This is a genomic window from Hephaestia caeni (genome assembly GCF_003550065.1).
Lineage (GTDB): Bacteria > Pseudomonadota > Alphaproteobacteria > Sphingomonadales > Sphingomonadaceae > Sphingomonas > Sphingomonas caeni_A.
The window spans coordinates 978,475-998,089 of record NZ_QXDC01000002.1 but is presented as its reverse complement, the minus strand read 5'-3'; the positions used below and the strand labels follow the sequence as shown (position 1 = coordinate 998,089).

The window sequence follows — 19,615 nt, the reverse complement described above, 5'->3', positions numbered from 1 at the left end:
CCGTAGAGGCGCGAGATGGATCTTTGGTCCTGCACGCGAAACCTGTTTGCCAGTTGCCGGCAATCAGACGGTTCAGTGGCCGAGAATGAGCGGCAGCGTGGCTGTCGCGAGCATGCGCCTGGTGACGCCGCCGAACGTCTCCATCAACCGTCCGCGTCCATAGGCCCCCATCAGGATATAGTCCGCATGCCAGTTGGCCGCCTCATCGGCGATGAGCTCGTCGGCAGCGGTCAGCCCATCATCGACGATCCGAATCGAGGCGTGGATGTTGTGCCGCGACAGATATTCGGCAGCCTCTCTGGGTTCGGTCTGCTCCGCGCCATCGCGGGCCATGAAGATCTGGACTTCCTCGGCGAGGGCCAGCAACGGCACGCAGGCGCGCATCGTTGCTGCCGCGGAGGCCTGTCCGTCCCAGGCTATGAGAGCGCGTCCGAATTTGAAGCCCTTGCCGTTATCGGGGACGGCGACGACAGGCTTGCGCGCTTTGCTGACGATGCGGCTCGTCAGCGCGTGCATGTCAGGATGGGACGATCGATCGAGCTTTCGATTGAGGATGATGAGATCCGCCAGCGCGGCGGCGTCCAGCACGGCCTCGGCTGCGAATCCCGTCACATCGCTCCAGCTCCAGACAACATCCTCGGATGCCAGCCGGGCTTCGAGGCTCGCCTTGTTATCGGCTTCGCGCTTGCGCTCGTCCGCGATCAGCATGGCCGAGCCGGTGCCGTCATAGTCGCCCGCGATATTAGGGACCATCGTCACATCGAGGCAGGCCAGATGCCCTTCGAGCGCTCTCGTCAGATCAAGAGCCACCTGCAGACGCGCCTCTTGTCCCTCGTCGTCATGTATCAGTACCAGGATATTCTTCATTGCCGCCTCCATGCAAGATGGCGGGAGGCTATGGTCCGATGGTGCCGGTCCATATGCGGGATGTTACGGAGGCGTATCGCAGGTTCTGGACTGACTGACGAAGATGGATCTCACAGGGCAGGGCCTTGCGTCAGATAGTCCAGCAGCGAGGCTGCAGCGCGATGCAACTCTTGGGGTTCGCGGCAGCATGCCAACAGGCGCCGGCTTGCCCAGGCGTCGCTCAGCGGCACGATCCCCAGACGCATGGCACGGCGGCATCGCCGCGCGGCCGTCTCGGAAACTATGCCAATTCCCGCGCCGGTCGCCGCGACCCGACACACGCCTTCGAAGGTGCGGAGCCGGATGCGCGGGCGGAACGGGCGGCCTGCGCGGAGCGCATGATCGTCGATATGAGATTGCAGTGCGCCCGTCAGGCCGATCAGGGGCCGCTCCAGCAGTTCCGCCAGGGTGACCCGGCGGGCCGAAGCGAGCGGATCCTGAACCGCCATGACCGCCACCAGCCGATCGGGCGCGCACATGCGGACATGAAGGGCGCCGATATCCACCGCGTCCGAGACGATGCCAAGATCGGCAAGTCCGGTTGCGATGGCCTTCACTGTCTCGACGCTCGGCCGTTCGCTGAGATCGACGTCGATCTGAGGGTTGGCCGCGAGCCAGGGCCCGATCCGCTCGGGTAGCATCTCGGTGATTGCCGCGGTGCTCGCCAGCATCCGCACCGTCGTGTGGACGCCGCTGGCGTGCTCCGACAGTTCGGTCCGCATCTCGGAAACCTGCCGCAGGATCGCGCGCGCATGATGTGCCAAAACCTCCCCGGCACGGGTGGGAGAGGCGCCGCGGCGTCCGCGGACCAGTAGTGCTGCGCCGCCCGCAGCTTCCATGCCCAGCAGTCGCTCGCTCGCGGCGGCAAGCGAGAGATTCACCGCCGCCGCGCCATGGGTGATGCTGCCGGCGTCGACCACCGCCAGGAACAGCCGAAGATCGCCGAGATCGAAGCGCATGCACAGGTCATATCCGTATATCAGCCTTCGGGCTAGCCGGAGCCTGTGCACGGATCTTCCAGATTGTTGTCGGCGGCGCCAAGCGCACAATGGTACGATGGACAACGCTCTCATCACGTTCGCGATCGTCGTTCCCGTCTTCTTCGTCGCCGGGCTGGTCAAGGGCGCCACCGGCATGGGGTTGCCGACCGTCGCGATGGGGCTTCTGACTCTTGCGCTTACCCCGCTCGCGGCCGCCGCGTTGATGCTCGTGCCTTCCACCGTGACGAATATCTGGCAGCTGGTGACAGGACCGAGTCTCTTTTGCCTGGTGCGCCGGTTCTGGGCGATGATGGTTGCAATCTCCGGGGCGACCTTGGTCTGCGCATCGCTGCTCGCCGCGGGCGACGCCGCTTTCACGACCGCCGCGCTCGGTCTGGTGCTTGTCGTTTACGCCGCCTACGCGCTTTACGCGCGACCGATCCATGTCCCCCCAAGGGTGGAGCGCTGTCTGTCACCCGTGGTGGGATTGGCGACCGGCGCTGTCACGGGCGCCACAGGCGTCTTCGTGATCCCGGCGGTGCCGTATCTCCAGGCTCTGGGGCTGGAGAAGGACGATCTGGTCCAGGCATTGGGCCTGTCGTTCACCGTCTCGACGCTGGCGCTCGGCGCCGGACTGGCGGCGCGGGACGCGCTGCCGACAAGCGACCTTGGCTGGTCGTTTGTAGCTGTGGTCCCCGCGATGGCTGGCATGCAGGCCGGGACCTGGCTGCGTGCGCGGATCAGCCCGGAGCGTTTCAGGCGCTGGTTCCTGCTTTGCCTGCTCTTGCTCGGTACGCAGATGGCGCTCCGTCCTTGGTTCTGACACGCATGGCCACGGTTCAGCGCGTTACGGGCGGCGTGCCGACCCGTGTTATCGTGAGCGTGCGTTCGCGGCCGTCACGGATTTGCAGTTGGATCCAGCGGTGCTCGCGACTACTCCTTCGGCCGATAATGGACGATCAGCAGATCGCCTTCGAGGGTCTCCAGGAGGCTTTTCGCCGTGCTTCCGATCAGGGCATCGAACAGCGCGCCCCGACCATGGCTTCCGATCACGGTGAGATCGACATGCTGGTCCTCGACATAGTCGCTGAGCAGCCGCTCCGGGCTGCCGTGGGCGATGATGACATCGGTCCTGTCCCTGAGGCGATTGTCGACGCGCTCGTCGCTCAGGAACTTCTTCCCCAGTTCCTTTTCCATGGCTCCAAGGTCGCGCTTGAAATCCTGCTCGTTCAGATATCCCGAGAAAGGGACGTCATAGCCGTGGAACAACGTCAATGAGGCTGCCGGGAAGAAGTGTGCGGTGCGCAGCAAGGCCTGGAGCGAGGCTTCCGAGAAATCGGTGCCGATGACGATGTCGCGATAATGCCGGACCGCACGATCATGGACGACGAGCACGGGTGCAGGCGACCCGCGTACCAACCGGTTGACGGTATTGCCGAGGAACATACGGCCGAGCGTCTCGTCGCGGGCGATCCCGGTCACGATGAGATCGCATCCTTCACGCGCCGCCATTGCGAGCAGCAGTTCGGCGGGATCGCCTTCTTCGACGAGGATGCGGATCGTGTCGGCGGATGATCCAAGGTCGCGCTTGAGCCGCCACTTCATCCGGTCGACGGGGCTCGGCAACCGCCGCCAGGAGGACGGTGTGCGGTCGAAGCGGAACTGGCGTGTCTCGGCGGGATCGATGACATAGGCCGCGATCAGCTCGGCCTCCCACTCCTGGGCGAGCTGGACGGCCCGATCGAGCGCCCGGTCGCAGCGGCAGCTCATATCCGTGGCGAGGAGAATTTTCCGCGGTCCGGTCGAGGTGGTCATACAGCATCCTTTCAATATCGTAATTGGGGCGGGGTCTTGGGTGTCAGCCCAGCTCTTCGAACCAGCCGAGGCGGCGCATCAGCAGTTTCTCGGCTTCGAGGCAGAAGAACAGTGCGACGCTCAAGGCCACGATGAGCGCGCCGTCCACCAGGGTCAGTGGTCGGCTTTCGAAGACGGCGTGCATGAAGGGGGCATAAGTGTAGAGAAGCTGGGCCAGCACCACGACCGCGATGGCGCCGAGGACGGCCGGCGTTCCGATCGCACCGCGCCAGGTGAGCGAGCGCATGTGCAGGTAGCGCACATTGAAGAGATAGAAGATCTCGGCGACCACCAGCATGTTGACGACCATCGTCCGCGCCGTCTCGAGATCGCGGCCCTGGCCCAGCGTGTGGAAGAAGACGCCGAGGCCAAGGGCCGCCAGCAGCACTGAGACGAGCACGACCCGCCAGAGCAGAAAGGGGGAGAGCAGCGGTGCGCTCGCCGCACGCGGCTGCCGTGCCATTGTGCCCGGTTCGCTGGGCTCGAACGCCAGGACGAGACCCAGCGTTACCGCCAGCACCAGATTGATCCAGAGGATCTGGGTCGCGGTCATCGGCAGGGTGAAGCCGATGAGGATCGCGAGCACCACCGCAACCGTCTCACCACCATTGGTCGGCAGCGTCCAGGCGATGACCTTGCGGATATTGTCGTAGACGGTGCGGCCTTCACGGACCGCGGCGACGATCGACGCGAAATTATCGTCGAGCAGCACCATTTCGGCGGCTTCCTTGGCGGCTTCGGTGCCCTTGTGCCCCATCGCGGTGCCGACATCGGCCTGCTTGAGCGACGGCGCGTCGTTGACGCCGTCGCCGGTCATCGCGACGATAAGGCCATGGGACTGGAGCGCCCGAACGATGCGCAGCTTATGCTCGGGACTGGTGCGCGCGAAGACGTCGACGCCAATGACGCGGTTGGCCAGCGCGTCATCAGAGAGCGCCTCCAATTCTTTGCCGGTGACGCCCCGAGGGTCCTCGCTGATGTGAAGCTGGCGCGCGATGGCGAGCGCCGTGCCCAGATGATCGCCGGTGATCATCTTGACGGCGATGCCGGCCGACCGGCATTCGGCGATCGCCGCCCGCGCTTCCTCACGCGGCGGATCGATGAACCCCATCAGACCCAGTAGCTCCACGCCGCCGTGCAAATCGTCGAAGGCGATACGCGCCTTGCCCGTCTTCAGCCGCTTCATGGCGAAACCCAGCAGGCGTTCGCCGTGATCGGCGGCCCGTGCGATCCGCTGCGCCCAGACCTGCTGGTCGACGCCGGCGATTGCCATCACTTCCTCCGGGGCGCCCTTGATGAAGATCACAAGCTCATCGGACGGACCTGCGTGGAGCGTCGCCATGAAACGGTAGGTGGCATCGAAGGGAATCTCGTCGAGGCGCTTCCATTCGGAGCGCAGGTGATCGGGATTGAGCCCGGCCTTCATCGCCAACGCGACCAGCGCCCCTTCCATGGGATCGCCATCGACCTTCCAGTGATCGCCGTCGCGCCGTAGCATGGCATCGTTGCAGAGCAGGCCACAGCGGATGATCGGGCTCGCTGCGGCGACGGCGTCGGCATCGTCATCAGCTCCCTCGCTGGTGAGCCCGCCCTCGGGTGCATAGCCTGACCCGCCAACAAGGATCTCTTGCCTGTCGATGAGGACGCGCCGCACCATCATTTCGTTGCGGGTGAGCGTGCCCGTCTTGTCCGAGCAGATGACCGAGGTTGCGCCTAGCGTCTCCACCGCGGGTAGACGACGGATCACCGCGTTTCGAGACGCCATGCGCTGGACGCCGATCGCAAGCGTAATCGTGATGACCGCCGGCAGGCCTTCGGGGATGATACCGACGGCCAGCGCCACTACCGCGATCAGCGCATCAATCCAGTGAAACTCGCGTGCAAGCACCGCAAAGGCAAACAGAACAAGCGAGCCCGCCATCACCAGCCAGGTGAAGCGCCGGGCGAACCGGTTGATCTGGCGCAGGAGTGGCGTCGTCACCGTCTCGACGGACTGGAGCAGGCTGCTGATCCGGCCGATCTGTGTGCGTGTGCCGGTGGCCGCGACGACGCCGTTTGCCTGCCCCGAGGCGACCAGCGTGCCGGAGAAGGCCATGCTGCGCTGGTCGGCGATGCCGGCCGCGTTGTCGACGGGCTCTTCCTGCTTCTCGACCGGCACGGATTCGCCGGTGAGGGGAGCCTCGTCGATCAGCAGGCCGCGCGCCCGCAGCAGCCGCAGGTCGGCGGGAACCCGGTCGCCGGCCTCCAGCATCACGATATCGCCGGGGACGAGATCGGGCACCGAGACGGTCCGGCGCGCGCCGTCGCGCAGCACGATCGCATGCGGGGCGATCATGTCGCGGATCGCGCCCAGCGCCCGTTCGGCCTTGCCTTCTTGGGCGAAGCCGACAATCGCGTTGACGAGCACTACCACCGCGATGACCAGCGCGTCGACGAGATGGCCGAGGAGAGCGGCGGCGAAGGCGGCAGCGAGCAGGAAATAGATGAGCGCACTGTTGAACTGGGCGAGGAAGCGCAGAAACGGATGCACGGTCGCCGTGCTCGGGAGCGCATTGGGGCCGTGCCGGGCCAGTCGCTCTTCCGCTTCGCGCTGACTGAGCCCGGCAATATCGGCGTCCAGCTGGTCGAGGACGGAGTCGGTCGCCAAGGCGTGCCATGCTGCGATCTTGTCCGGCTTCACTCTGCTATCCCCGCTGGGTCGTTGAACTGCGGGAAGGATCAGGACCGGGGCGGCTCCGTCATATACGGGATCATACTAAGCAGCGAAATCGGACGCCTGAGGAAGGACGGAGCTGCGGTTCGATGCTTTTGAAGACGTATCCCGGCGCAGATGTTCATCTGCGGACGGACTGTTGCTATGACCACCCGATCGCAACAGGGAGCTTCTATGACGGGACATGCCTGGGACCGGGTGCCTATCGCTGCCCAAAGTGTCGAGGCGCCGCTATCGCAGGCCGCGATTTTTCTTGTGCTTGGCGTCAACGACGGAACCGACGCCATCACGCGGGTTCGCGATACGCTTGGCGGAATAGACGATCTCGTGAAGACCGTGGGGTTTCGCGACCTTTCCGCCCGCCTGTCCTGTATTGTCGGGATTGGTAGCGCGCTGTGGGATCGCCTTGGAGAGCCCGCGAAGCCCTGCGAATTGAAGAGCTTCGTCGCCATCGAAGGAACGCCGCACAAGGCTCCGTCGACGCCCGGCGATCTTCTCTTTCATATCCGCGCCGAGAGGCCGGACATCTGCTTTGAATTCGAGCGGATCCTGCTTGGGGCTCTCGGCCCGGCGGTGACGACAATCGACGAGGTTTCGGGTTTCCGCTACTTCGATGCCCGCGACCTGCTGGGGTTCGTGGACGGCACCGCCAATCCGGAGGGACATGAAATCGGAGAGGCAGCGCTGGTCGGTGAGGAGGATCCTGACTTTGCCGGCGGCAGCTACGTCGTCGTGCAGAAATATCTGCACGATCTGGCGGCCTGGGGACGAACCTCCACGGCGCTGCAGGAGGAAATCGTCGGCCGCACCAAGATCGACAATATCGAGCTCGACGACGCCGCTGCTCCGCGCAAATCGCACAAAACGCTTGCCACCATCGTCGATGAGCAGGGCAACGAACATGACATCTTGCGCGACAACATGCCTTTTGGCCGGGCCGGCTATGGCGAGTTCGGCACTTATTTCATCGGATATACCCGGCATTTGTGGGTGATCGAGAAGATGCTGGAGCGGATGTTCATCGGCGAACCGGCGGGTGCCTATGACCGGCTCCTGGATTTCTCCACGGCGCAGACCGGAACGACCTTTTTCGCGCCCTCCCGGTCAACATTGGCCAAGCTCGCCGCCGACAAGTCGTAGCTCGCCCGAGCTAAGAACGGTTGGAATCCGGCGCTGCCAAACGGCGGACGGCCCATGTAGCGGTTCCTGCTGCCGGACCATCGCTCTCAGGATCGCTTACGGGAATTTGCGTAATGCGGGTCGGACCGCTGTGCCGCACGCTTGCCACAGAAAGGCGAGGACCGTGTCGGACAATGATCAGAGCTATTATCTCAGCCGCGCGTTATTTCACCGACGTCGGCTTGAAACGGCCACTTGCTCCGAAGCGCGACTTTGTCATGACAAACTCGTAAGAGCCTATCAACGCCGTCTCGCGGAAATCCGACGACAGCGGGGCACGCGCCTCGAACAAGCACCGATGGTGCTGCCGGCCCGCGCGACGTTGTCGCTCTTCGGCTCCGGCGGCGCCAAAACCCGCATCAGCGAAACCTGTTGAGAATGGTCATGCGTAGAGCCCTTGTCACAGGCGGCACCACCGGTATTGGCGCCGCCATCTGCGCCGCGCTTCACGCTGCCGGCATCCGCGTTGCGGCAACCTATAGCGGCAACGAAGCGCGCGGTGCCGCTTTCTCGGACAGGACGGGGATTCCCGTCTTCCGCTGGGATGTAAGCGACCATGCCGCCTGCGCAGTGGGCGCCGCCGAGGTCGAGGCGGCGATCGGGCCGATCGACATCCTCGTCAACAATGCCGGGATCACGCGCGACGCCAGCCTGCTCAAGATGAGCGAAGAGGCGTGGAAGCGCGTGCTGGCGGTCGATCTCGACAGCTGCTTCAACATGGCGCAGGCGGTGGTCGGCGGCATGAAGGTGCGGCGGTGGGGGCGGATCGTCAACATCGCCTCGATCAACGGGCAAACCGGTCAATTCGGGCAGACCAACTATGCCGCGGCCAAGGCCGGCATGCTCGGGTTTACCAAGGCGTTGGCGCTCGAGGTGGCGCGTGATGGCGTGACAGTGAATGCGGTCGCCCCGGGCTATACCGATACCGACATGGTCGCGGCGGTTTCGCCCGAGATCATAAAGACGATCATCGCGCGGATTCCCGTCGGGCGTCTGGCGCAACCCGAGGAAATTGCGCGCTGCGTCGTGTTCCTCGTTGCCGAAGAGGCCGGCTTCATCACCGGGTCAACGCTCTCGGTCAATGGCGGCCAGGCCATGATATGATGGGATTTCAGGGGATGCTGGTCTTGATACGCTGACGGAAGTGGAGCGCCATCAGCGTGGCGGTGATCGGAAAGACACCTGCATATCCCAGGATGCCGATCGCCCGCAGACGCATATCGCCGGCGATGGGGCCGGCAAGTCCCGCGAGCGCGAGCAATCCGCTGATGGTCATCGTCACGCGGATCGCGGATGCGAAGCGCGTGCCGTCGGCGAGCGGTGCCGCACAGAGCATGGCGAGGCCGAAGAAGAGATCCCAGGCGATGATATCGAGGATATAAGGCACCGACGGCCAATCGAAAGACAGCAGCACAGGGCGCAAATTCTCGTCAATGACACCCGCTCGGCGAAGCACGAAAAGGGCTGTGTGCACGATCGTGGTGAGGACGGCTGTCACGATGATGAAGGTGACGGCCCATCGGCCGAGCAGCTCTGACCCTTTCGGTGAGGATGCGCGCAATGCCATTATCAGCATCACGATCGCCGGCATCATCGCGACGATCAGAATCTCGAGCAGGGTGAACCACGGGTCTTCGATTGGCGCCGACGGTGCGGAAAGCGATGCGAGGCCGGCGAACAGGACCACCGCATAGGCAATTGCGAAGAGAGTGACGGCGAAGGCTGCGATCAAGCCTGCGCGATTCCAATCCATCACATTGTCAGGCCCAGCAATGTCCGGGCCTTGTCCGAGAGACTGTCCAGCGGCCCTTCGCTGGTCAGGGTCAGCCAATTTGCTGGTCTGCTGGTCAGGTTCTTCGATTGCGCGCGCACGACGCCGGCATTCGCATCGGATGCGTCGGATTTGCGCCTTTCGACACGCGTGATCCGCTCTCCTTCGGGTAGTTCGAGCCAGAGGCCAGCAAAGTGGCAGTCCACGCGGGCGGCGACTTCCTCGATCGCATCGCGTTCCTCGGGCATGCCGAATACGGCGTCGGCAATCACCCCATGGCCCGTCGCAAGCGCAGCTCGGGCGAGCCTGCCAAGCGCCATATAGACCTCGCGGCTCGCCTCGGCGGTGTAACCGGCGGCAGGCAGCGGGGTGTCGGAAAGGACACCGGCGAGACGCTTGCGCAGGACATCGCTGCGCAGAATGCGCGCGCCTGGCGCCCTGCCGATGTCGGCCCCGAGCGTTCGCGCCAGCGTCGATTTTCCCGTGCCCGACAAGCCTCCGATCGCGATCAGCCGCGCTGGCTCCCCGGCGATCAATCGCTCTGCCAGTTCAAGATAATGTGCGGCCTCTTCTCCAGTGCCATTATTGTGCCCATCACGTTTGGCGCGAGCCGCCGTGACATGGGCGCGGATCGAGGCGCGTACGCTCATGAACAGCGGCAGGAGTCCGATGGCGCCTTCGTCCTCAGGCGAATGATCGAGATAGCGATTGAAAACCAGATTGGCCTCATGACGCAGCCCTCGTTGCCACAGGTCCATGAGCAGAAAGGCAAGGTCGTAGAGGACATCGGTCGTCGCTAGCTCGGCATCGAACTCCAGGCAGTCGAACGGTGTCGGCTTGCTGTCGATCGTCGCGATATTGGCAAGGTGCAGGTCGCCATGGACGTGACGGATGCGACCGGCCTTGCCGCGCGCATCGAAGAGCGCGCTGTTGCTCTCGATAAGTCGATCGAGCCGCGCGGTCAGCTCGGCGGCGGCTAGCGGGTCGAGGATGTCGGGATAGTGCGCTATCGCTTCGGCATTGCCGGCGACGATTCCGCGAATGCGCTCCGCGCCATCGCCGGGCCAGGCGATTGGTGCGTTGGAATGGAAGCCCACAAGCGCATCGGCCAGCTTGTTGAGCGCTGCTTCGTCGAGCGCATGCCTGTCGGCAAGGTCGCTCCAGAGTGCTCCATCGGGAAAGCGCTGCATCTCGAGGATCCAGTCGAGGGGCTCGCCTTCGCCATCGATGGCGAACCGGCCGGCGGAATCCCGTGTGATCGGGTGCACGGCTTTGTAGAGGCTCGGCGCAGTCCGCCGATTGAGTTTGAGCTCGGCTTCGAGCGCCGTCTGACGTTTGTCGGGCGTCGAGAAGTCGAGATAGCCAAGATCGACCGGGCGCTTGATCTTCCAGGCGGTCTCGCCGACGAGGAAGATGCTCGCGGCATGGGTGTCGATCCGCGTCACCGAGCCGGAGCTTTTGCCGGAACTTTCGAAGGCCGCGCCGGATGCCAGCCATTCGGCCAGATCGGCGCCGCTTTTGTCGACAGTCTCAGCCATGGCTACCGGCCGCAGCGTCTATGCGAGGTGGAATGAGCACTGCTGCGCCCGTCAGCGCGCCCGTTCGCAAGCGATCAAGTGCAACATTCGCCTGTTCGAGCGGGAAGGTCTCGGTGATCGTGCGCAGGTCCGAGCGGGCGGCGATCTCGAAGAAGGAGGTGGCGTCCTCACGCGTCAGATTGGCGACGGAGAGGATCTGGCGTTCCTCCCAGAGATCCGCATAGGGGAAGCTGGGAATATCGCTCATATGGATGCCGGCGCACACCACCCGACCGCCTTTGCGGACCAGCGTCAACGCGGCGGGAACGAGCGCCCCTACCGGCGCGAAGATCAGGGCTGCGTCGAGTTCCGCTGGCGGGCGCTGTGTCGAGGCGCCGGCCCAGCAGCAGCCGAGCGATCTCGCGAAGGCCTGGGCCTGCGTGTCGCCGTCGCGCGTGAAGGCATAGACCTCGCGGCTCTGCCAGACGGCGACCTGAGCGATGATATGGGCTGCCGCGCCAAAACCGATGAGCCCGATACGTCCGCCTTCGCCCGCGAGCCTGAGGGCGCGCCAGCCTATCAGCCCCGCGCATAACAGCGGCGCCGCGTCGACGTCCGAGAATCCCTCGGGAAGCGCGAAACAGAAATGTGCGTCTGCGACGACATGGGTCGCATAGCCGCCGTCCCGGGTCGCTCCGGTGAATTCGGGCGCGTCGCAGAGATTTTCGCGATCCGACAGGCAATAGCTGCAATGGCCGCATGTGTGTCCCAGCCATGGCACCCCGACGCGCTGGCCGATATCGAAGCCTTCGACGCCCGCGCCAATCTCCAGCACATGGCCGACGATTTCATGGCCGGGAATGACCGGATAGCGGGCGGGGATTTCGCCATCCGCGACATGAAGGTCGGTGCGGCAGACGCCGCAGGCAATGACCCCGATGAGAAGCTGACCGCTGCCTGGGCGCGGCACGGGGCGCTCGACGCGGCGCAAAGCCTGGTGAGGCGCGTCGATCTGCATGGCGACCATTACCGCCAAGGGACGAACGCCTTGAAGAACGAACTGCTCTGCCGCTGACCCTGCATATGTTCACTTCCCCGGTGCGGCATCTCCCGCAAGATTGGCTTCCACAAGGATGAGGGTGGCATCGCCGGGATAGGCCCGCGCGGTAAAGCCCAATTCGCGCTCGACCTCGATCGCGGCATGATTGTCGCGGCTTTCGATCGACTGCAAGCGCAAGATACCCCTGGTGCGGGCGATTTGCGCAGCGTGCCGGAGCAGGCTCCAGCCAATGCCTTGCGCCTTCCGGTCGCGGTGGACCGAAACCGCCACTTCCGCGGTCTCGCCTTGTGCATCGGCGGCGAGGGTTGCGATTCCGACGGGCAAACCATTCTCGTCGAAAGCGAGGAAGGTCGAGGTTCGATCGTGATCGGACCGCAGCATCGCGGCGATCTGGTCATGGCCGACATGCTGGACAGACGACAGGAAACGGAAGCGCAAATCTTCATGGGTTACATTCTCGAAGAAGGCTTCGAGCAGGCCTTCGTCGGCCGGGCCCGCCGGACGGATGCGCAGATGCAGCCCGGTGCCGGTTGTCAGCTCCGTCTCGTTTGCGTGCAGGCTCGCTCGATCGGGGGATTGCGATGTCATTTTGGAAGCTCCGGAAGCCTGGTACGGCATTGACAGGGAAGGGCCGTCAATGCCCCAGAAGGACGGGGAGAGGCGCGCCATCGATGAGATCATGGGTGACGCCGCCCAGAAACAGTTCGCGCAGCCGCGAATGGGCCGAGGCGCCGATCACCAGCAAATCGGCGCGGTGCTGCCTGGCAAAATCGACGAGAACAGCCGACGGGTTCTCGCCTTCCGAGTCGAGCGCGTGAACCGTGACGTCGAAGCCGTGACGGCTAAGATTGCGCGCGATATCGGCGCCGGGTTCGGATCCGTGGCCCTTGGTGCTGGATTTGGCGTCGACGACGAGGATGTCGATCTTGGCCGCTGGCTGCGCCAGTTGAAGCGCATCGCCGAGCGCACGGGTCGCCTCGCGCGTCGCATTCCATCCGATGGCGAGGTGAGCGAAAGCGCGCGGCTTCCACTGCGCTGGCAGGACGATCACGGGTCGTCCGGATGACAGCGCGATATTCTCGAACAGCCGCCGCCGCAGATGCTTGTTGGCATAGGCGTCGACAGGCCCGAACAGGACCAGATCGGCATAGCGGGCCTGGACAGGAGCCTTGTCGAGCAGGGCGCTGGGCTCGTCGCTCAGGATGCGCACTTCAAAGCCATCGCGCTCGCCGATTTTTGCGACTTTTGCCTGCTTTTCCGCCGCCGCCTCGGCATAATCTGAAAGAAGGAAATAGGGCTGCGCGTAAGCCAGGGCATAATCCGGTGTCGGCACGGCCGAAAGGATCGCCACGGTCAGATGCGCTTCATGAAAGCGCGCGAACTCGCGCGCATCCTTCAGAAACTGTTCGTCTTCATCGCCCGTGTCGACGATCGCCAAAATGTCCTTCACCATGATGTCGTCCTCGCCCGTGTTACCTGACGCGAAGGTCGATCATCCGATGGGGAGGCGCATTCGTGGATTCTACGTAGACCCATTCGCGGTGGAAACCTCATCGGCTGCGCCGTATCGACCCCAGCACATGGCGGGGACACCGGCCGCTATGCGGACGGATCAGGACGGAAAGGGCTGGCCATGCTGCGCCTTTTCCGCGTTCACCCCATCCCAGGGGAATAAACGCTCTTCTCCTTTGAGACCTAAGGGGATTGGAACCAGCGCGGTGGGGCGGTGCGGTCCGATACGTTCAGCAAGAACTTTTGCCATCATGATCCGCGCCGAGCGGACGGCGCAGGAAAATGCCGCGGCCATCCCCTCGCTGCATGACATCGTGATCGGATGGTCGTCCAAGCCATCGACGATACGCAGCAGCGCATGCTCGTCGGATGACAATTCCGCTCTGCCAACGACTATGGGCCTGCCCAGCGCGACCTCGTAGAATGTCAGCAAGCCGTTGAACACCGGCGCGAGCATCCCGCAGTCCTGGTCAATGAGAAGGGCGTATAGCCGCCGCTGCACCTTGGCACGTTGATCGCGTGCAGTCCGCCAGCAGCGCGCGGCGGCCGTCACGAGTGTACGGACCTCCGACAGACTGGCGGGAGAGGGAATGGGGACATGGTTCATGACGCCCCCCTTGAGATGAGGCGATCCCCGGCAAGCGTGACGAGGAAGTCGGTTTCGCGACAGATCGCTGCCGCGGCGGGAAGGCTGGTCGTGACGGATCGATCGCGCTGCGCGCTCATGCTGCTCTCCTTCGACACGACCCCCTTCTTCGTGGATCGACATATAGAATTGCGAATGATTCGCAATAAATTACTGCTCGGATTGTGCTCGTCGATCATCAGATACCTACTGACCAACCCCGGCGGCAACGCACAGCCTACTTCCCGGCGCCGCGAGTCGATCTACGCACATTCCCTAATGTCGCCGTACGAGGGCGGTCGGCAGCATCTGGCGAAACAGGAGTCTCTCATGCTCGCGCAGCCGCTGGTCCTTGTCGATATCGAAATTGCCGTTGGTTCGCATGTCCTGCTGCGCGACGTCAATCTGACCATCGGCGCAGGCGAAACGCACATCCTGTTCGGCCCCAATGGGTCCGGGAAATCCTCGCTCCTTTCCGCGATCATGGGCCTGCCGCCTTACCAGGTGACCCACGGGGAAATCCGCCTCGGCGACGAGCGGATCGATCATCTTCCCGTGGATGCGCGCGCGAGACTGGGCCTGGGTATGGCGTTCCAGCGTCCTCCTGCGCTGGACGGTGTGACCGTCAAGGCGCTTGCGCAAGCGTTGGAAGCCGATGCCCGTCTGGCTGACGCCGCAGCCGCGCTCGATCTGGCCGATTTCGTCGGCCGCGATATCAATGTCGGCTTTTCGGGCGGGGAGATCAAACGCTGGGAGATTCTCAAGCTCTTCCTCCAGCATCCCGGGATATGTTTGTTCGACGAACCCGAAAGCGGCGTCGATCTCGAGCATATCGCTGCGGTCGGGGCGGCGATGGGGCAGCTTCTGGGGCACGATGCGAGCCTGGCCGAGCGGCGCTCGGCCCTGATCATCACCCATACCGGCTTCATTCTCGACCATGTCCGCGCCGACATGGGTCACATGTTGGTGAACGGAGAGCTCGTCTGCTCGGGCGATCCCCGGCGGCTGTTCGAGCACATCAAGGCCCATGGATACACTCTTCCGCCCTGGGCGTCCCGGCTCGGTTCGGTGACATTGGACGAAAGGATAGCGCAATGACCACGACGCTCCGCGACGACATTACACCTGACGAAAAGGCGCTGCTGGCGGAGGTCGGCTATCAAGAGGAAAACCAGCGCGCTGGGACTTGTGTTCTGGTCGACCAGGAGGTCCGGCACGTCGGCCTTGCCGACAATGCCGTAGAGATCCTGCCGCTCGCCGAGGCGCTTCGGCGCTACGACTGGGTCCAGGATCTCATGTTCGGCCTCATCGATCCCGCGGAGGATGAGCACGTCGCCGAAGTGGCCGAAAGCCGGCATGCGCCCGTCGGTCATTTCGTGCGCGTTCTCGAAGGCGCGAAGGTCCGTCTGCCGATCCAGCTCTTTACGCTGCTGGAAGCACCGCAGGGACGCCAGTTCCATCACAATATCACCGTGATCGAGAAGGGTGCGGAGGTCGAGATGATCTCCGGCTCGGCCGTGCCGCGCTCGGTCCACACAGGCCATCATGTTTCGCTGTCCGAAACCTATCTGCGCGAAGGCGCGGTCTGCCGTTCGGTATCGATCGAGCACTGGGCGGCGAACATGGAGGTCCACAGCTATGCGCGCTCGCGCCTGGAGCGCAACGCGCACACGACCGACAGCGTGATCCAGCTCGCACCCGTCAAGCACCATGCGTCGCAGAGCCGCAGCTATCTCGCAGAGGGCGCCACCGCCAACGACCAGGCGGTCATCTTTGCCCCTGCCGGCACGACGCGGATCATGGACAGCGAGACCTGGCTTGAAGGGCAGGGTTCTCGGTGCGAAAGCGTCACCCGCATGGTGACCGGCGGCGGGGTCATCTCCAACCGCGCGACGCTGATTGGCGGCGCAGCCGGGGTGAGCGGCTTCCTGGGATGCAATGGGCTCAAGCTCACCGACGAGGGTGAGATCTTCTCGGTGCCGGCGCTACGCGCGCTGAATTCGCAGGCGCAACTCTCCCATGAAGCGTCGATTGGCATGATCGACCAGGAGAAACTCAGCTATCTGATGGCGAGCGGGATGAGCGAGGATCAGGCCCGCGACCTGATCATCCAAGGATTCCTGAACCTTGATGAGCAGAAGATCCCCGAGTCCGTTCGCGAAGAGGTGGTTCGCACGATCGCCGCCGCAAGGTCTGGCGCGATGTAAGCTGTCGGTGCTCGGCACCGCCCAACGAAACAGGCGGCTGACCGACAGACCGCACGCAGCGCCGGAACCTAAACCCGGCCAGTCGCGCGGTCGACGCATGCGCACAGGCGACGATCCAGCAAGGGCTTCTCCAGAATTTCATCGAACAGCGTGCCCGCCAGGTCCTCGATTGTATCGTTGCGATGGGCGGTGATCAGGATGGCGGGCCGCCACCATCCAGCAGCGCGAAGCCCACGTAACAAATCTAGGCCGCTCATACCGACCATGCGGTAATCCGTCACAAGACAGGCAGCCTCGGTCGCGGATGGATCGGCAAGCGCAAGGGCGCCACTGGAAAAGGCGCGCACATCATAGCCGCGCGCTTGAAGGATCAACTGGATCGAGCGTCGAACTGCGCTGTCATCCTCCACGAGCAGGACGCGCGGTCGTTCCGGTTCGGCAGAATTGGGTAGCTGGGGCATCGTGCATCCCTGCTGGTAAAATGCGGTCTGACGCCACTATGTGTCGCGCACCAAAACGCGTCCCTACGTAATCATACCCATCCAGGAGACTGCAAATCGGAGTGTTTGCCTGGTCCGTCCCTGGGCGCATCCTGCTACTGTTTGAACAGATGGGATGCCTGAAGGCCGGATGGTCGGGTGCATGAACGACGAATGACCGGAATCGACAATTGCTATTCCCGGTCGGTGCCGAGGCCCGCGGCAAACGCGATCCGCAGGGCGTCGGGAAAGGAGTAAACCCCCAGCTTCGTCATAAGATTCGCCCGGTGGACCTCGACCGTCCGGGCGGAGATAGCGAGATCATAGGCGATCGTCTTGTTGGGCAATCCGCGCGCGAGGCCTTCGAGCACGTCCCGCTCGCGCGGCGTGAGACTGGCAACCACGAGTGCAGCCTCCTGCGCCGAGGCGGCGTAGCGTTCCTTGTCGTCAAGACGGGCAAACGCCGCCTCGATCGCGCCGAGCAGTACGGCCATATCGAACGGCTTTTCGACGAAATCGACCGCGCCAGCCTTCATGGCGCGCACCGCGATGCCGACATCGGCGTGGCCCGTGAGCAGCACGATCGGCATCGTCACGCCTTGCTCCACCAACGCCTTTTGAACCTCTAGACCGTCCATGACGGGCATGCGGACGTCGAGCAATATGCAGCCCTCGGTCGCGTGCCGAACCTCCTTCAGGAAATCGACGCCGGAGGCCCAGGCTTCGACGCGGTAACCCGACTTCTTGAGGAGGAAGCCCGCTGAACGGCGGATCGCGGCCTCGTCGTCGACGATATGAACCGTACGCCTATCCGTCATCACGGTCCTCCGCGGCAATATACATCAAGGTGAAATGGAAGCGCGTTCCGCCTTCCGCGGGTGTGTCGACCCAGATCTTTCCGCCATGCGCCTCGACGATGGTACGGCAGATCGACAGCCCAAGGCCCATGCCTTCGGTCTTGGTGCTGAGGAACGCCTGAAAGAGTTGGGCCGCGACCTCCGGGTCAAGGCCGGGGCCGGTGTCGGCGATGGTGACGCGCACCATCGCTGGGCCTTCGAGCGCCGTCGCAATCGTGAGTTCACGCACAGGGCTTTCCGCCATCGCTTCGGCGGCATTGCGAATGAGGTTGACGAGGACCTGCTCGATCTGGACACGATCGCACAGCACCGGTGTCGCGGCCGGATCGATCTCAAGCCGGGTGCGGATGCCATGTTCGCTGAGGCCCACTAAACCTAGCGAGCAGGCCTCCTCAATCAGCTTCGGCAAATCCTCGACGCGCTTCTGCACATCACCGCGCGCCACGAAATCGCGCAGCCGGCGAACGATCTGACCGGCGCGCAGCGATTCCGATGCCGCGTCGGCGAGCGCCTCGCGCACTTCCGCGATAGTCTCCGGATCGGGATCTTCGAGCAGAACATGAGCGATCTGCACATAGTTGACGACGGCCGTGATCGGCTGGTTGAGCTCATGCGCCAGGGTCGAGGCCATGGCGCCCATTGCGCTCACCCGTGAGACATGGATCAGTTCGGCCTGCAGATCCTTGAGATGAGCGGCGGTCGCCTCCTGCTCTGTGAGATCGCGCATGAAGCCCGTGAACACCCGCTCCCCGCCCCCGGTTGCTTCGCCGATCGCCAGTTCATGCGGAACGAGCGTGCCGTCCTTGCGGCAGCCCATGACCCGCCGTGTGCTGCCAATGATATGCGCTACCCCGGTCTCGAGGTAGCGCGCGATATAGGAGTCGTGCGCTTCGCGGTCGGGGGAGGGCATCAGCATCGAGACGTTCTTGCCGAGGACTTCGGCTTCTGTGTATCCGAACATCTTCTGCGCCGCATGGCTGAACGAGAGCATCGTACCCTCGGCATCGATCACCACCATGGCATCGGGGACACTCGCAAGGATGGAATTCAGTTGCGCCTCGCGCTTCTCGATCGCGCGTTCAGCGGCTTTCTCGTCGGTAATGTCACGCACAACCTTCCCGAACCCGCGCAGCCGGCTGTCCTCGTCATAAAGCGGGGTGATGGTGATATCGGCCAGGAATTCCGAGCCGTCCTTGCGCAAGCGCCAGCTCTCCTCCTGGAATCGGCCTTCCGAGCATGCGCGATCGAGGTCGGCTTGAGGCTTGCCGTTCGCAACATCATCATGAGGGTAGAATATCGCGGCGCTTCGCCCGAGGATTTCGCTTTCCTTCCAACCCTTGATCCGCTCGGCACCCTTGTTCCAGATCGCGACGTTGCCGGCTTCATCGAGCATGTAGATCGCCAGCGTCGTCGCACCATCGATTAGCAATGCCAGTTCTTCCGCGCTCTCATGCGCCTTGCGCGAGTTTTCCCCGGCATCGATTTCATGGACATGCGCGGCTTTCTGCCAGTGCGAAAGTCGGCCTGTGAGCAAGATAATCCCGATCGATATGGTCGCGAAGCCTGCCGCATGGACGAGATGATCCATGTCGCGGAACGGCGTCTCGACCAGCAGGAAGCCGGTGATTGCAGCAGTGGCGGTCGCGAAGATGGCCGCCATGACTCCGCGGGTCCACGCCGAGGCGAGAACCGCCACGGTTAGCAGCAACCAGGTCGGCCGATCCGCCAGGAAGGGTTCGACGCCGAGCGCGGCCGCAGTAGCAATCGCGACAAAAACTACGGCTGCAGCGAGCGAACCGAACGGTCCGGCGCGTGGGGACAGAGCTGGATGCGTCTTGGCCATTGATTTCGATTCAGAGCGATGAAGTTGTACGTCTCAGAGTGGTCCCGCCGCCCGCTTACCGCAACTCCCGAAGAATATTTCGTGACAACGTTGTGCCGTTGAAAAGAAAAGT

19 protein-coding genes are annotated in these 19,615 nt (G+C 63.7%); 6 read left to right on the top strand and 13 right to left on the bottom strand.

From position 1 onward, the window contains the following. Positions 1 to 72: 72 nt before the first annotated feature. Both DFR49_RS04570 and DFR49_RS04565 read right to left on the bottom strand, forming a co-directional pair. Entirely contained in the window at positions 73 to 867 is a 795-nt protein-coding gene (locus DFR49_RS04570; protein ID WP_119034607.1) for a universal stress protein, read from the bottom strand. A 110-nt stretch (positions 868 to 977) separates the two neighbouring features. Next, positions 978 to 1,865, bottom strand: a complete 888-nt coding sequence (locus DFR49_RS04565; RefSeq protein WP_119034606.1) for a LysR family transcriptional regulator — start codon at positions 1,863 to 1,865, stop codon at positions 978 to 980. Between the two features lie 97 nt (positions 1,866 to 1,962). Between DFR49_RS04565 and DFR49_RS04560 the strand changes: the two genes are divergently transcribed. Then, the gene (locus DFR49_RS04560) at positions 1,963 to 2,709 is read left to right on the top strand and encodes a sulfite exporter TauE/SafE family protein (protein WP_119034605.1); all 747 of its coding nucleotides are present in this window, start codon (positions 1,963 to 1,965) and stop codon (positions 2,707 to 2,709) included. A 110-nt stretch (positions 2,710 to 2,819) separates the two neighbouring features. Here DFR49_RS04560 and DFR49_RS04555 read toward each other — a convergent pair whose 3' ends face one another. Next, positions 2,820 to 3,701 carry a universal stress protein gene (locus DFR49_RS04555; protein WP_119034604.1) on the bottom strand — a complete coding sequence of 294 codons (882 nt, stop codon included), beginning with the start codon at positions 3,699 to 3,701 and terminating at the stop codon, positions 2,820 to 2,822. 43 nt (positions 3,702 to 3,744) lie between these two features. Further along, on the bottom strand, positions 3,745 to 6,420 hold the full coding sequence (locus DFR49_RS04550) for an HAD-IC family P-type ATPase (RefSeq protein ID WP_119034603.1): 2,676 nt from the start codon (positions 6,418 to 6,420) through the stop codon (positions 3,745 to 3,747). A 207-nt stretch (positions 6,421 to 6,627) separates the two neighbouring features. Here DFR49_RS04550 and DFR49_RS04545 point away from each other — a divergent pair, with 207 nt between their 5' ends. From DFR49_RS04545 to phbB, 3 genes are all read left to right on the top strand, one after another. Continuing rightward, a complete protein-coding gene (locus DFR49_RS04545; RefSeq protein WP_119034602.1) occupies positions 6,628 to 7,593 on the top strand; it encodes a Dyp-type peroxidase in 966 nt (321 codons plus the stop codon). 163 nt (positions 7,594 to 7,756) lie between these two features. Continuing rightward, positions 7,757 to 8,008 (top strand): hypothetical protein, encoded by a 252-nt coding sequence (locus tag DFR49_RS21630; RefSeq protein ID WP_147373645.1) that lies wholly within the window; start codon positions 7,757 to 7,759, stop codon positions 8,006 to 8,008. Positions 8,009 to 8,016: 8 nt separating this feature from the next. Then, positions 8,017 to 8,736: an acetoacetyl-CoA reductase gene (phbB, locus tag DFR49_RS04540; protein WP_425454909.1), complete on the top strand. Its 720-nt coding sequence runs from the start codon at positions 8,017 to 8,019 to the stop codon at positions 8,734 to 8,736. Positions 8,737 to 8,743: 7 nt separating this feature from the next. Here phbB and DFR49_RS04535 read toward each other — a convergent pair whose 3' ends face one another. The 6 genes from DFR49_RS04535 to DFR49_RS04510 form a co-directional block, all read right to left on the bottom strand. After that, positions 8,744 to 9,364 (bottom strand): hypothetical protein, encoded by a 621-nt coding sequence (locus tag DFR49_RS04535; protein ID WP_147373644.1) that lies wholly within the window; start codon positions 9,362 to 9,364, stop codon positions 8,744 to 8,746. Positions 9,365 to 9,384: 20 nt separating this feature from the next. Further along, positions 9,385 to 10,941: a bifunctional aminoglycoside phosphotransferase/ATP-binding protein gene (locus DFR49_RS04530; protein ID WP_119034599.1), complete on the bottom strand. Its 1,557-nt coding sequence runs from the start codon at positions 10,939 to 10,941 to the stop codon at positions 9,385 to 9,387. After that, positions 10,934 to 11,938, bottom strand: a complete 1,005-nt coding sequence (locus DFR49_RS04525) for a zinc-dependent alcohol dehydrogenase family protein (RefSeq protein ID WP_425454908.1) — start codon at positions 11,936 to 11,938, stop codon at positions 10,934 to 10,936. Before DFR49_RS04525 ends, DFR49_RS04530 begins: the two co-directional genes overlap by 8 nt. Positions 11,939 to 12,007: 69 nt before the next feature. Next, positions 12,008 to 12,568, bottom strand: a complete 561-nt coding sequence (locus DFR49_RS04520) for a GNAT family N-acetyltransferase (protein ID WP_119034597.1) — start codon at positions 12,566 to 12,568, stop codon at positions 12,008 to 12,010. A 46-nt stretch (positions 12,569 to 12,614) separates the two neighbouring features. Further along, the gene (locus DFR49_RS04515) at positions 12,615 to 13,433 is read right to left on the bottom strand and encodes a universal stress protein (RefSeq protein ID WP_119034596.1); all 819 of its coding nucleotides are present in this window, start codon (positions 13,431 to 13,433) and stop codon (positions 12,615 to 12,617) included. 159 nt (positions 13,434 to 13,592) lie between these two features. Further along, a complete protein-coding gene (locus tag DFR49_RS04510; protein ID WP_119034595.1) occupies positions 13,593 to 14,099 on the bottom strand; it encodes a hypothetical protein in 507 nt (168 codons plus the stop codon). Here DFR49_RS04510 and DFR49_RS04505 point away from each other — a divergent pair. Beyond that, a complete protein-coding gene (locus DFR49_RS04505; protein WP_245968235.1) occupies positions 14,091 to 15,215 on the top strand; it encodes an ATP-binding cassette domain-containing protein in 1,125 nt (374 codons plus the stop codon). The genes DFR49_RS04510 and DFR49_RS04505 overlap by 9 nt on opposite strands. Then, the gene (locus DFR49_RS04500) at positions 15,212 to 16,324 is read left to right on the top strand and encodes a SufD family Fe-S cluster assembly protein (protein WP_119034594.1); all 1,113 of its coding nucleotides are present in this window, start codon (positions 15,212 to 15,214) and stop codon (positions 16,322 to 16,324) included. Before DFR49_RS04505 ends, DFR49_RS04500 begins: the two co-directional genes overlap by 4 nt. A gap of 68 nt (positions 16,325 to 16,392) precedes the next feature. Here DFR49_RS04500 and DFR49_RS04495 read toward each other — a convergent pair whose 3' ends face one another. From DFR49_RS04495 to DFR49_RS04485, 3 genes are all read right to left on the bottom strand, one after another. Further along, entirely contained in the window at positions 16,393 to 16,785 is a 393-nt protein-coding gene (locus DFR49_RS04495; RefSeq protein ID WP_119034593.1) for a response regulator, read from the bottom strand. A gap of 212 nt (positions 16,786 to 16,997) precedes the next feature. Further along, positions 16,998 to 17,621 carry a response regulator transcription factor gene (locus DFR49_RS04490; RefSeq protein ID WP_119034592.1) on the bottom strand — a complete coding sequence of 208 codons (624 nt, stop codon included), beginning with the start codon at positions 17,619 to 17,621 and terminating at the stop codon, positions 16,998 to 17,000. Further along, on the bottom strand, positions 17,611 to 19,503 hold the full coding sequence (locus DFR49_RS04485) for a PAS domain-containing sensor histidine kinase (RefSeq protein ID WP_119034591.1): 1,893 nt from the start codon (positions 19,501 to 19,503) through the stop codon (positions 17,611 to 17,613). Before DFR49_RS04485 ends, DFR49_RS04490 begins: the two co-directional genes overlap by 11 nt. Positions 19,504 to 19,615: the final 112 nt, after the last annotated feature.